The following is a 12,496-nucleotide window of genomic DNA, read 5'->3' on the forward strand; positions in this document are numbered from 1 at the left end:
GGCGAATCGAAAGGGACAGGGAGGAGCGCCCGGCGGGCCGGGGTCATGCGGCCGAGGAGGCGCAGCCGCAGGTGTCCGGCAGTTTCAGGCCGATGGCGTCACAGACGGCGAGGGTCATGTCGGGGCGGTTCAGCGTGTAGAAATGCAGATCTTCCACACCGCCGGCAACGAGACGCTCGCACAGCGCGGCGCAGACGGCGACGGCATGCTCGGCCTCGCGGCCCTCGGCCACGGCTTTCTCGAAACCCTCGGCGATCTCGGCGGGGACATGGGCGCCGCAGCGTGCGGCGAAGGCCTTCGCGCCCTTCCACGACTGGATCGGCAGGATGCCCGGGATGATCGGCGCGCGCACCCCTTCGGCGGCGCAGGCGTCGCGGAAGCGGAAATAGGTGTCGGCCTCGAAGAAGAACTGGGTGATCGCCGAGGTTGCGCCGGCATCGGTCTTGCGCTTCAGCCAGCGCACGTCGTCGAGCGGGGTCTTCGCTTCGGGGTGGGGTTCGGGATAGGCGCCGCAGCGGATGGTGAAGCGCCCGTCGGCGGCCAGCGCCTCGATCAGCTCGACCGAGGAGGCGAAGCCCTCGGGATGCGGCTCGAACCCGGCCGATCCCTTCGGCGGGTCGCCGCGCAACGCGACGATCTCGGTCACGCCGGCGTCGTGATAGGCGTTCACGATGTCCATCGTCTCGGCGCGGCTGGCGTTCACGCAGGTCAGATGCGCGGCGACGTTGAGGCCGTAATTCTTGTGGATCGCCGCCACCGCTTCATGCGTCAGCTTGCGCGTGGTGCCGCCCGCGCCATAGGTCACCGAGACGAAGCCCGGCTTCAGCGGCGCGAGGGCCTGAGCCGTCTCCCACAGGCGGAAGGAGGCCTCGAGCGACTGCGGCGGGAAAAACTCGAAACTGACGTTGGGCATGATCTGTCCTCTCTCTCGCGATCTTGTGCCACGAATCGGAATGTGAGACAAACTCATATTCCTCATCAACTTCATGAGTTGGACAACAAGATGAATCTGGAGTTGCGTCACCTGCGGGCGATCCGGGCGATCCATGAGACCGGCGGGCTGGCGCGGGCGGCCGATATCCTGCACGTCACCCAATCGGCGCTGAGCCATCAGATGAAGGGGCTGGAGGAGCAGGCGCAGGTCGAGCTGTTCGTGCGCCGCGCGAAGCCGCTGCGGCTGTCGGTGGCTGGCATGAAGCTGCTGCGTCTGGCCGAACGTGTATTGCCCGAGATCGCCGCTGCCGAGTCCGAGTTCGACGCCCTGCGCGAGGGTCGGGCCGGGCGGCTGCATCTCGCGATCGAGTGCCACGCCTGCTACGACTGGTTGTTTCCGGTGCTGGAGAAGTTTCGCCGAAAATGGCCCGAGGTCGATATCGACATCCGCGCCGGGCTGGCGTTCAACGCGCTGCCGGCGCTGGCGCGCCAGGACGTGGATCTGGTGATTTCCTCGGATCCGGTCGAGATCGAGGGTATCACCTTCAACCCGCTGTTCGACTATTCGCCCACCTTTATCGCCGCAACCTCGAGCCCGCTGGCCGATCGTCCCTATGTCGTGGCCGAGGATTTCCTCGACCAGACGCTGATCACCTATCCGATTGATCGGGCGCGTTCGGACGTGTTCTCGATGCTGCTGACGCCGGCGCATGTCGAGCCGCGGGTGCACCGGCAGGTGGAGCTGACGGCGGTAATCCTTATGTTGGTGGCGGCCGGGCGCGGCGTATCGGTGCTGCCCGACTGGGTGCTGCGCGAGGTGAAATATCAGCCCGATTACGTCACCCGTCCGGTGACCGCGCAGGGGCTGAGGAAGAGCATGTATGCCGCGACCCGTTCCGAGGACGTCACAGAGCCCTTCATGGCCTGTTTCCTCGACCTTGCCCGGTCAGAGCCGAGGAAGCTCCAGCAGGCGTGATGTATCGGAACAATTGCGTGGGTGACGCACCTGTTTTCCAGCGCTAGACCGGAGCGAGGGAGAATTGCCATGACTGCTGCCGCCGCCTCCGCCCGCTCTGCCGCGGGTCCGGTTTATCCGATCCTGATCGCCATCAGCCTGTGCCACATGCTCAACGACGTGATGCAGTCGCTGCTGTCGGCACTGTATCCGATGCTGCGCACCGCCTTCCAACTGGACTACTGGCATATCGGGCTGTTGACGCTGGCGTTTCAGGGCACGGCCTCGCTGCTGCAGCCGGTGATCGGCATGGCCACCGACCGCAAGCCGATGCCGATGTCGCTGCCGGTGGCCTCGCTGTGCACCTTCGTGGGCGTCATGGGCCTCGCCTTCGCGCCGAGCTATGCGGGCGTGCTGATCGGGGCGATGGCGGTGGGTTTCGGCTCGGCGATCTTCCATCCGGAATCGAGCCGGGTGGCGCGGCTTGCCTCTGGCGGGCGGTTCGGGCTGGCGCAGTCGGTGTTTCAGGTCGGCGGCAATTTCGGCCAGTCGCTGGGGCCGTTGCTGGCGGCTTTCGTGGTGCTGCCGCTCGGGCGGCCCTCGGTCGCGATCTTCGGCGGGCTGGCGGTGATCTCGGCCTTCGTGCTGGCGCGGGTCGGCCAGTGGTATCGCGGCGCGATGGTCGCGCGGGTGCGCAAGGCCACGGATCGCAGCCTGCCGCTGCCGCGCCGGCGCGTGGTGCTGGCGCTGGTGATCCTGACCTTTCTGGTGTTCACCAAGAACATCTACATGGCGTCGATGTCGTCTTATTACACCTTCTACCTGATCGACACCTTCCAGGTCAGTGTCCCTACCGCGCAGGTGATGCTGTTCCTGTTCCTTGGCTCTGTCGCGGTGGGGACGGTGCTGGGCGGCGCAGTCTCGGACCGCTGGGGGCCGATGACGGTGATCTGGATCTCGATCCTCGGGGTGTTGCCGTTCACGCTGGCGTTGCCACATGTGGGGCTGGTGGGATCGGCGGTGCTGTCGGTGCTGATCGGGCTGATCCTGGCCTCGGCCTTCTCGGCCATCGTGGTCTTCGCGCAGGAGCTGGTTCCGGGCCGCGTCGGCATGGTCGCGGGGATCTTCTTCGGCCTCAGTTTCGGCATGGGCGGGATCGCGGCGGCGGGACTCGGGGTGCTCGCCGATCACCACGGGATCCGTTTCGTCTACCTGATCTGTTCGGCGCTTCCGGCGCTCGGGCTGCTGACGATCCTGTTGCCGAGCCGCAAGGAGTTCATCGAGGGCGCCTGACCCCTTGGATTCCTTGGTCGCGGCGTGTAAGTCACGGGACTGAATCCAAGGAGCGGAACCGATGCAGGGCAGTGCCAACCTCAACGTCATGATCAAGGCCGCACGCAAGGCGGGCAGGTCGCTGGTCAAGGACTTCCGCGAAGTCGAGAACCTTCAGGTCTCGTCCAAGGGGCCGGGCGACTTCGTGACGCGCGCCGACCGCGAGGCCGAGCGCATCATCAAGGAAGAGCTGCGCGGCGCACGCCCGTCCTATGGCTGGCTCGGCGAGGAAACCGGCGCCGCCGATGGCGAGGACCCGACCCGGCGCTGGATCGTCGATCCGCTCGACGGCACCACGAACTTCCTGCACGGCCTGCCGCACTGGGCGGTCTCCATCGCCTTGGAACACAAGGGCGAAGTCGTCGCCGGCGTGATCTTCGACGCCGCCAAGGATGAACTTTACTACGCCGAGAAGGGCTTTGGCGCCTATTGCAACGAGACCCGTCTGCGCGTCTCGGGGCGGACGCGGATGATCGAGTCGATCTTCGCCACCGGCATCCCGTTCGGCGGCCGCCCGACGCTGCCGGCGACGCTTCAGGATCTGGCGCGGCTGATGCCTGCCTGCGCCGGTGTGCGCCGGTTCGGGGCGGCGGCGCTCGATCTCGCCTATGTGGCGGCGGGCCGCTACGAAGGGTATTGGGAGCGCGGGATCAACGCCTGGGACATCGCGGCCGGGCTGATCCTCGTCAAGGAGGCGGGCGGGTTCGTCGGTCCGCTGCGCGAGGGGCGCGATATTTTCGAATCGGGTGCGGTCATCGCCGCGAACGCCGGAATGTTCGAGCCGATGTGCAAGATCTTGCGCGAAGAGGCCTGATTTTCACGCTGACAGCCCGGGAATTCCCGGTTTTGTTCAGCACTTGTTCACTCTGCCATGCGAGCGTTCCGATATGGACGCCGGGCAGGGAGAACGGATCATGCCGGAAGATGTCGGAAAACGGTCGGGGAAACGCGCGGCGCAGCGTGCGATCAGGGATCTCGATGCCGCAACGGCCGAGGCGCTGCGTATCGACCGGGCAGAGGCGCAGGCCAACCGCCGGGTCGAGGCGCTGAGTGCCGCGATCCGCGCCTGCCGGGCGGAGATTCGGCATTCCGACGACGCCGAACTTCTCGACGCGCTCGAATCTCTTCTGGAAGACCTCAGCCGGATGGAGGAAACGCTGCCGCTCGAACAGGCGTTTCGCGCCGATGAGCGAGAGCGCGCGATGTCCCGCGCCGTTGCTGCGCAGGCCAGGCTGCAGCGACTGTCGGAAGATGGGGCGACCGATACCGTGCCAGGCGCCCGGAAGACCACGGAGGCCGCTCCGTTCGCTGCTATCGCGGGGCTCGGGGCGCAGATCCTGCGCCGGAGCGGCATGTCGGGGGGGGCGCATCCTGTCCTGAGGGGGATCGAGACGGCTCCCGGCGGCGATATGCACGCCTTCGAGCCGGAATGACACCCGTCGGCTGTCCGGTGGCAGGAGGCGCGCGCCCCCTGTGCATCGCGCCGGGCGGGGATGTGCATTGTCCTGATATATGCTAAGCTATCGGCCTCAAGACCGACGCAATGCGGCACAGTAAGGGACAGTCAATGTTAAAAGAGTTTCGCGATTTTATCGCCCGGGGCAATGTCGTCGACATGGCCGTGGGTATCATCATCGGCGCGGCCTTCACGGCGATCGTGAATTCGCTGGTGTCCGACCTGATCAACCCGATCATCGGTGTCATCACTGGCGGTCTGGATTTCTCGAATCTGTTCATCAATCTGGGCCATGGCGACTATGCTTCGCTTTCCGCGGCGAAGGATGCCGGCGCTCCGGTTTTCGCCTATGGCAAGTTCATCACTGCGGTCATCAACTTCCTGATCATCGCCTTCGTGGTGTTCATGCTGGTTAAGGCGGTGAACAAGGTCAAGGACGCGGCGCTGAAGAAGGAAGAAGCCCTGGCGGCCCCCGCCGGCCCGACCGAACTCGATGTGCTTCTGGAAATTCGCGATTCGCTGAAGAAGTGATCGCATCCGAGGGGAATGAGGGGGCCCGGCCGGCAGGTCGGGCCTTTTTGCTTGCCCTCGCTGGGGGGTGCACCCATATCTTCGAGAAAACCGAGGCTCTGACGCAGAAAATTGCACCCACATGACACTTGATGCCACCGATCGTCGTATTCTCTCCGTGCTGCAGCAGCAGGGGCGCATTTCGAACGCAGATCTTTCCGAACGGATCAATCTTTCGGCCTCGGCCTGTCACCGCCGTGTGCAGCGGCTGGAGGAAGAGGGGTATATCCGCGATTACGTGGCGCTTCTCGACGCGCGCAAGATCGGCTGTCCGACCACCGTTTTCGTCGAGATCACCCTCTCCGGTCAGGCCGATGAGGTGCTGGAGGCTTTCGAGCGCGAGGTGAAGAAGATCCCCGACGTTCTGGAATGCCATCTGATGGCGGGTTCGGCCGATTATCTGCTGAAGGTCGTGGCCGAGGATACCGAGGATTTCGCCCGTATCCATCGCGCAAAACTGGCCCGGCTGCCGGGAGTGCAGGGGATGCAAAGCTCCTTCGCGCTGCGCACCGTGTTCAAGACTACGGCGCTGCCGGTCTGATCACCGCCCTTCGGTTCCGGCCTAGTCCTGCCAGAACCTTGGCAGGAACAGCACGAAGATCCCCAGAAGCCCGAGCCGCCCGAGCAGCATCGCAAGCGACATCACCCAGGTCGCCCCGTCGCCGAAATCTGCCATGGTGCCGGTGGCACTCGGAAGCGGACCCATGGCATAGCCGATATTTCCGAGCGCGCCCCAGGACGCGAAGATAGCCGAGCTCATGTCCGCCCCGTCGAGCGAGATCAGCACCGCGCACAGTCCGAGCGTCATGATGTAGGCAGTGACATATTGCATCAGCGGGCCGATGGTCGTCTCGTCCAGCGGCTTGCCGTCATACCGGGGCACGAGCACGCGGTTCGGTGCGTGCAGCTGCCGCACCGCGGTGCGCAGCACCGAAAAGATCACCTGCACCCGGAATACCGACAGCCCTGCCGAACTGGACCCTGTGCACCCCCCGATCAGCCCGATGAGAAAGGCCACCGTCACCGGGAATGGCCCCCAGCCGTCGACCGAGGCGGTGCCGAACCCCGTTCCGGTCATGATCGAGGTCAGGTTGAACAGGGTTTCTCGGATCACCCCTTCAGGGGCGGCGGCCTGCTTCCACAGCCGGTAGGCGACCACCACCGTGCAGGCGATCAGCAGCCAGCGCAGAAAGGCACGGATCTGCGGATCGCGCCAGAACGCCCGGCTTTGCCCATTGACCAGCTGGAAGAACCGCACATAGGGCATCGCGCCGAGGATCATGAATACGACTCCGGCATATTGCACTGCGGGCGACCATTTCGCGAAGCTGGCGTCATAAGAGCCGAACCCGCCGGTCGCGATGGTTGCGAGGGAATGGATCAGCGCGTCGAACATCGGCATTCCGCACATCAGGTAGGTGAGCGCACACAGGAAGGTGAGGGTCGAGTAGACCTCGAGCAGGATGATCGCGATATCGCGGGCGCGCGGCAGGACCTTGCCGAGGGTGTCGAAGCCCTCGGTCTGGAAATAGCGCATTCCCCCGACGCGCATGACCGGCAGGAAGATCATTGCGACGAAGGCGATGCCGAGACCGCCCATCCAGTTCAGCATCGCGCGCCACAGCAATACGCCGCGCGGCAGGGTCTCGATCTTGGTGAAGACCGTGTAGCCGGTGGTGGTGATGCCGGACATCGCTTCGAAATAGGCGTCGGTGAAGGTGGCGTTCGGGGCACCGTGCATAAAGGGCAACGCGCCGAAGGCCGGGACCAGAACCCAGATACCGGCGGTCAGCACATAGGCCTGGCGCAGGGTGAGGGGGCGGGGGCTGTCGGTCTTGCTGGCGAGCGCGAGCAGCAGGCCGAACAGCGAGGTCTCGATCATCGCGCGCAGCATCGGCCGGATATTGTCGCTGCCGTCATAGAGATCCATCGCCACCGGGCCGAGCATGGTCAGGCCGAGGACCAGCAGAATCAGTCCGAGCAGGTGGAGGACGGGGCCGAGATCGAACATCGCGTTCCTGGAAGTTGTCGGGCCGGGGAGGGGCCGCAGGTGCAGCTTAGCGTCCCCGGGCGCGGTGCAAAACCTGTCGCGTGCGGTTTGTCGGGCGGTGTGGGAAGGGGGCTCTGCCCCCTCTTTGCCCTGCGGGCAAATTCACCCCCGGGATATTTGCGGCGAATCGAAAGGGCAGGGGCGGGATACCAAAAACCCCCGAGGCGAGCCACGGGGGTCTGGGTTGCGAGGTGTCACCCCCGCCAGCGATTCCAGGTGCTTAGAGAGCGCCTTCACGCTGGGCCTTCTTGCGTGCCAGTTTACGGGCACGGCGAACGGCCTCAGCCTTCTCGCGCGCTTTCTTGACCGAAGGCTTTTCGAAATGCTGCTTGAGCTTCATTTCACGGAAAACCCCCTCGCGCTGAAGTTTCTTCTTCAGAGCACGAAGCGCCTGTTCGACGTTGTTGTCGCGAACGCTGACCTGCATGTGGTGTCACCACCTTCCTAAGTTAGAGTTGCATCGGTTTGCAGGAAGCGGCCATATAGCAGGCATCTGGGGAGTTGTCCACTCCCGGAAGGCGGGGGAACCATGCGCAACGATCATCTGGATGTGGGACGGGCGCGGGCCGGTCTGCTCGATGCGATCAGGCCCGAGGTGCCGTTCGACGGCTGGTCGGAGACGGCGTTTCGTGCTGCGGTGGCGGCCGAGGGGATGGATCCGGCGCTGGCGCGGGTGATCTGTCCGCGCGGCGCGATTGACCTCGCCTGCGATTACCACCGTGCCGCCGACCGTGCGGCGGAAGCCGCGATCCGGGCCGAGGACTGGCCCGGGATGTCCTATCGCGAGAAGGTCGCGGCCTCGGTCCGGTTGCGGCTGGAGCTGGTCGATCCCGAGCTGGTGCGCCGCGCCGCCTCGGCCTTCGCGTTGCCGCAGAATGCCGCCACCGGGGCGAAGCTGATGTGGGAGAGTGCCGACACGATCTGGCGCGCGCTCGGCGACAGCTCGACTGATGGCAACTGGTATACCAAGCGGGCGATGCTGTCGGGCGTGCTCTCGGCGACAGTGCTGTTCTGGATGGGCGACGAGTCGGAGGGCCATGCCGAGAGCTGGGCCTTCCTTGACAACCGTATCGCCGAGGTGATGCAGATCGAACGCATCAAGGGCCGGCTGATGGCGCTGCCGGGGCTGAAGGGCCTGTTCGGCGCGATCCGCGCCCCTGAACCGCAGCCCCTGCCCGGAGGTTTCCGCCGATGACCCTGCCCGACACCATGCGTGCCGTCGAGATTTCCGCCCCCGGCGGCCCCGAGGTTCTGCGTCTCACCACCCGCCCGGTGCCGCGGCCCGGCCCGGGAGAGGTGCTGATCGCCGTCGCCTGGGCCGGGGTGAACCGACCCGATGCGCTGCAGCGCGCCGGCCTCTACCGGGCGCCGGCCGGGGCCTCGGATCTGCCGGGGCTGGAATGCTCGGGCCATGTCGCGGCGCTCGGCGAGGGGGTGACGGGACTGACGGTCGGCGATGCGGTCTGCGCGCTCTTGCCGGGCGGAGGCTATGCCGAATACGTGACCTGCCCTGCCGCCCATGCGCTGCCGGTGCCCGCGGGGCTCGGCCTGCGCGAGGCGGCGGGCCTTGCCGAGACCTGCTTCACCGTCTGGTCGAACATCGTGATGCGCGGCGGGCTGAAGGCGGGCGAGCGGTTTCTGGTGCATGGCGGTTCCTCGGGCATCGGCACGACGGCGATCCAGATCGCCACGGCGCTTGGCGCCAAGGTCTTCGCCACCGCCGGCTCGGCCGAGAAATGCGCCGCCTGCACCGCGCTCGGCGCCACGGCGATCAACTACCGCGAGGCAGATTTCGTCGAGGTTCTGCGTGCCGCAGGCGGGGCGGATGTCATCCTCGACATGGTGGGCGGCAGCTATATCCCGCGCAACATCAAGGCACTGGCGGATGACGGGCGGCTGGTTTTCATCGCCTTCCTCGAAAGCCCGAAGGCCGAGGTGAACTTCGCCCAGGTGATGCTGCGCCGGCTCACGATCACCGGCTCGACGCTGCGCCCGCAATCGGACGAGGCCAAGGCGGAAATCGCCCGCGCGCTCGCCGCCCATGTCTGGCCGATGGTCGGGGCGGGCAAGCTGCGGGTTCTCGTCGACAGCGAATTCCCCCTCGAAGACGCGTCCCGCGCCCATGCCCGGATGGAGACCAACGCCCATATCGGCAAGATCCTCCTGAAGGTGCGCTGAGCCCCTTATCCCCTTTCGATTCGCCAAAAATATCCCGGGGGTGAGGGCCGCAGGCCCGAGGGGGCAGAGCCCCCTTCCTGCCCCCGGCTCAGTTCACCCCGTCCATCAGTGCATTCTGCAAGCTGCAGTCGCGGATCGTGTCGGCCCCGCAGCGGCGTGGCGTCAGGTCCTTGTTCAGGCAGATCCGCACCTCGTCGATCCGCCCGCCGTGACAGGTCACGGTGATCTCGTCGCGGCTCAGTTGCGGGTTCGCCTCGATGAACGCATCCTCGACGACCGAGGCGGGCAGGCGCACGTCCCTGGTCAGCCGTTTCAGTGTATCGGGCACGGCGATCGAGGCAAACGCCCGCCGCGCCGTCGCATAATACGCCTCGGACGACAGGCCCGAGCACCGTCCGTGCTTCTTCCACTGATACCAGGCTGCCCCGTCGGAGCCCATGATATCGACCATCGCGGCCGAGCGTGCGCGTGACGGATCGCGCTCGGTCGTGCGGCAATAGCTCGGATAGCCGGTCTCGTTTTGCGGCCACAGCCCGTGCAGCACGAAACCCGCGCCAGATCCCGGGCGGCACTGTGCCGCATCGCGGCCCTGACCCTCCGTCGCGCACCAGTTCGGCGACCACGACAGCGCCATCACGTAATAGTCGAAATCGCCCGCCGCCTCGCCTTCGGCGCGCGCATGGTGCCCCCCGGTCGTCGCGGCCAGCACTGCTGCCAGCGCGCCGGCCAACAGCGCCGTGATGATCCGAAACCTCATTTCCACTTTTCCTTGAACGGTTTTTGCCTTATATAGCAGACCAATTCCCCACCAGAAATGGACCGCGGCACGGGGGGAACCGGGCCGCAGCCGGTTTCTCGGCCCGGGACAGATATGTGCAAAAGGATCGCCGTTATGACGCCGAACAAGCCCCTGATGGCCAAGGCCACCGCCGTGTGGCTCGTGGACAATACGACCCTGACCTTCAAGCAGGTTGCCGATTTCTGCGGTATGCACGAGCTGGAAGTGCAGGGCATTGCCGATGGCGACGTGGCGGTCGGCGTGAAGGGGTTCGACCCGATCGCGCATAATCAGCTCGACCAGAAGGAAATCGAGAAGGGCGAGAAGGATCCGCTTTACAAGCTGCGCCTGAAGGCCAACCCGGCCGCCGTGGGCGAGGACAAGCGCCGTGGCCCGCGTTACACTCCGCTGTCGAAGCGTCAGGACCGTCCGAATTCGATCCTGTGGCTGGTGAAGTTCCACCCGGAACTCTCGGACGCGCAGATCGCCCGGCTGATCGGCACCACCAAGCCGACGATCGCCTCGATCCGCGACCGGACGCACTGGAACATCCAGAGCATGACCCCGATCGACCCGGTCGCGCTCGGCCTGTGCCGTCAGGGCGAGCTGGACGCCGAGCTGGCGACCGCCGCGAAGAAGCACGCCGCCGACATGATGTCGGATGACGAGCGTCGCAAGCTGGTCTCGACCGAGCTGTCGCTCGGCATGACGACCGAACCGCGTCTGCCCTCGGCGGTGGCGGGCCTCGAAGGCTTCGCGCTGTCCGACGACGAGACCTCGAAGGAGCCGAAGGACTTCTCGGATGCCGAGAGCTTCTTCAACCTGCCGCATTCGGACGAGGATGAAGACGAGGACGAGAAGGACGAGCGTCACTGAACGCCCGCCGTTTCCGGCTTTCGCAGGGAATAGAAAAGGCCGCCCCGGGGCGGCCTTTTTCATGTCCCGGTGTTCGGCGTTTCAGCCTGCGGTGGCCAGCGCCAGCCCGTCGACCACGGCGGTGAAGGCCTCGGCGCGGGTGACGCGGGCCTTCGGGCACAGCGCCTGCGCCTCCTCGGACACCAGCCGCATCAGGCTCGATCCGCCGACGAGGACCACGGTGTCGATCTCTCCGGCCGGGATCGCGGCACGGGTCAGGGTCTCGGCGGCGGCCGCGCGCAGCTCGGCGCGGTAGGCGGAAAGCGCGTCGTTCAGGCTCTCGGCGGTGATCGGGGCGGAGAGGCGCGGCTCGATGAAGCCCATGGCGATGCGGCCCGACTGGCCAGCGCCATTCGCCGCGATCTTGCCCTTCTCGACCGCGAAGGCGAGTTCGTGGCCCAGCTCGTCCTCCAGCACGGTGACGAGGCGGCCCATCCGCTCCTTGTCGACGGCGAGCTTCGCCATCTGCTTCACGCTGCGCCGGGTGTCGGCGGTGTAAAGGAACGGGATCTTCGCCCAGGTCGCCAGCTCGACATAGATGCCGTTCGGCACGGGCAGCAGCTCGGGGCCGAATTCGCGGCGCAACTGCCCGCCCTGACCGAGCAGCGGCATCGCATGGGCGAGCGAGGCGGCATGGTCGAAATCGGTGCCGCCGAGCCTGATGCCGTGGCTCGCGACAATGCGGATGGCCCCGGCTTCGCGGCGGAACACCGTGAAATCCGAGGTGCCGCCGCCGATGTCGACGATCAGCCCGGTGCGCAGATCCGGGTCGTTGCGTCCGGCGGCCAGCGCCGCGGCCTCGGGTTCGGGCAGGAAGGCGACCTCGTCATAACCCGCGGCGCGGTAGCAGGCGGCAAGATCGGCCTCGGCGCGGGCGTCGCGCTCGGGGTCGGCGGTGTGGAAATGCACCGGCCGGCCCGACAGCACGCGGCGGAAGGTCAGGCCGCTGGTGCGCTCGGCGCGCTCGCGCAGCTCGGCGAGGAAGGCGGTGGTGATATCGGCGAGCGTGCGGCGCTTGCCGCCGATCGGGCGCGATTCGTTGAACAGCGATGTGCCGAGCACGCTTTTGAGCGCGCGCATGTAGCGCCCCTCGGTCCCGTCGATCAGCGCATCGGCCGCGGCCTGACCGATCCGCATCGCGCCACTGCCGGCGGGGAAGAACACTGCGGTCGGCAGGGTGTCGGCGCCGGTCTCGACGGGGATGCGGCGCACCGCGCCCTGATCGAAGACCGCCACCGCCGAGTTCGAGGTGCCGTAGTCGATTGCCAGGATGTCCGTTGCCATCTGCCGTTTCCCCGCTGGCCTGCCGTCCGAAGGCCGCGGAGGTAA

14 protein-coding genes are annotated in these 12,496 nt (G+C 66.3%); 9 read left to right on the top strand and 5 right to left on the bottom strand.

What is annotated here, in order from left to right; genetic code table 11:
* Nucleotides 1–43 precede the first annotated feature (43 nt).
* Nucleotides 44–913: a methylenetetrahydrofolate reductase [NAD(P)H] gene (gene metF, locus CG50_RS04755; protein WP_036635677.1), complete on the bottom strand. Its 870-nt coding sequence runs from the start codon at nucleotides 911–913 to the stop codon at nucleotides 44–46.
* 90 nt (nucleotides 914–1,003) lie between these two features.
* Here metF and CG50_RS04760 point away from each other — a divergent pair, with 90 nt between their 5' ends.
* The 6 genes from CG50_RS04760 to CG50_RS04785 all read left to right on the top strand — a co-directional run bounded on the left by CG50_RS04760 (nucleotide 1,004) and on the right by CG50_RS04785 (nucleotide 5,787).
* On the top strand, nucleotides 1,004–1,909 hold the full coding sequence (locus CG50_RS04760) for a LysR family transcriptional regulator (RefSeq protein ID WP_036635955.1): 906 nt from the start codon (nucleotides 1,004–1,006) through the stop codon (nucleotides 1,907–1,909).
* Nucleotides 1,910–1,978: 69 nt separating this feature from the next.
* Nucleotides 1,979–3,181, top strand: coding sequence for an MFS transporter (locus CG50_RS04765; protein ID WP_036635680.1), 1,203 nt, complete (start codon nucleotides 1,979–1,981; stop codon nucleotides 3,179–3,181).
* Between the two features lie 61 nt (nucleotides 3,182–3,242).
* On the top strand, nucleotides 3,243–4,034 hold the full coding sequence (locus CG50_RS04770; protein ID WP_036635683.1) for an inositol monophosphatase family protein: 792 nt from the start codon (nucleotides 3,243–3,245) through the stop codon (nucleotides 4,032–4,034).
* Nucleotides 4,035–4,134: 100 nt separating this feature from the next.
* The gene (locus CG50_RS04775; RefSeq protein ID WP_036635686.1) at nucleotides 4,135–4,653 is read left to right on the top strand and encodes a hypothetical protein; all 519 of its coding nucleotides are present in this window, start codon (nucleotides 4,135–4,137) and stop codon (nucleotides 4,651–4,653) included.
* A 134-nt stretch (nucleotides 4,654–4,787) separates the two neighbouring features.
* On the top strand, nucleotides 4,788–5,207 hold the full coding sequence (gene mscL, locus CG50_RS04780; RefSeq protein WP_036635687.1) for a large conductance mechanosensitive channel protein MscL: 420 nt from the start codon (nucleotides 4,788–4,790) through the stop codon (nucleotides 5,205–5,207).
* A gap of 121 nt (nucleotides 5,208–5,328) precedes the next feature.
* Nucleotides 5,329–5,787: an Lrp/AsnC family transcriptional regulator gene (locus tag CG50_RS04785; protein ID WP_036635689.1), complete on the top strand. Its 459-nt coding sequence runs from the start codon at nucleotides 5,329–5,331 to the stop codon at nucleotides 5,785–5,787.
* Nucleotides 5,788–5,808: 21 nt separating this feature from the next.
* Here CG50_RS04785 and CG50_RS04790 read toward each other — a convergent pair whose 3' ends face one another.
* Both CG50_RS04790 and rpsU read right to left on the bottom strand, forming a co-directional pair.
* Nucleotides 5,809–7,257 (bottom strand): TrkH family potassium uptake protein, encoded by a 1,449-nt coding sequence (locus CG50_RS04790; protein ID WP_036635690.1) that lies wholly within the window; start codon nucleotides 7,255–7,257, stop codon nucleotides 5,809–5,811.
* A gap of 259 nt (nucleotides 7,258–7,516) precedes the next feature.
* Nucleotides 7,517–7,723: a 30S ribosomal protein S21 gene (gene rpsU / locus CG50_RS04795; RefSeq protein ID WP_011748553.1), complete on the bottom strand. Its 207-nt coding sequence runs from the start codon at nucleotides 7,721–7,723 to the stop codon at nucleotides 7,517–7,519.
* Between the two features lie 102 nt (nucleotides 7,724–7,825).
* Here rpsU and CG50_RS04800 point away from each other — a divergent pair, with 102 nt between their 5' ends.
* Both CG50_RS04800 and CG50_RS04805 read left to right on the top strand, forming a co-directional pair.
* A complete protein-coding gene (locus CG50_RS04800) occupies nucleotides 7,826–8,491 on the top strand; it encodes a COQ9 family protein (RefSeq protein WP_036635694.1) in 666 nt (221 codons plus the stop codon).
* Entirely contained in the window at nucleotides 8,488–9,474 is a 987-nt protein-coding gene (locus CG50_RS04805; RefSeq protein ID WP_036635695.1) for an NAD(P)H-quinone oxidoreductase, read from the top strand. Before CG50_RS04800 ends, CG50_RS04805 begins: the two co-directional genes overlap by 4 nt.
* A gap of 88 nt (nucleotides 9,475–9,562) precedes the next feature.
* Here CG50_RS04805 and CG50_RS04810 read toward each other — a convergent pair whose 3' ends face one another.
* Nucleotides 9,563–10,231, bottom strand: a complete 669-nt coding sequence (locus CG50_RS04810; RefSeq protein ID WP_081880279.1) for a ribonuclease T2 family protein — start codon at nucleotides 10,229–10,231, stop codon at nucleotides 9,563–9,565.
* Nucleotides 10,232–10,366: 135 nt separating this feature from the next.
* Between CG50_RS04810 and CG50_RS04815 the strand changes: the two genes are divergently transcribed.
* Nucleotides 10,367–11,128, top strand: a complete 762-nt coding sequence (locus tag CG50_RS04815; RefSeq protein WP_036635697.1) for a DUF1013 domain-containing protein — start codon at nucleotides 10,367–10,369, stop codon at nucleotides 11,126–11,128.
* 81 nt (nucleotides 11,129–11,209) lie between these two features.
* Here CG50_RS04815 and CG50_RS04820 read toward each other — a convergent pair whose 3' ends face one another.
* On the bottom strand, nucleotides 11,210–12,451 hold the full coding sequence (locus tag CG50_RS04820) for an Hsp70 family protein (RefSeq protein ID WP_036635698.1): 1,242 nt from the start codon (nucleotides 12,449–12,451) through the stop codon (nucleotides 11,210–11,212).
* Between the last annotated feature and the right edge of the window lie 45 nt (nucleotides 12,452–12,496).

The organism is Paenirhodobacter enshiensis (assembly GCF_000740785.1).
Classification (GTDB): Bacteria; Pseudomonadota; Alphaproteobacteria; order Rhodobacterales; family Rhodobacteraceae; genus Rhodobacter; species Rhodobacter enshiensis.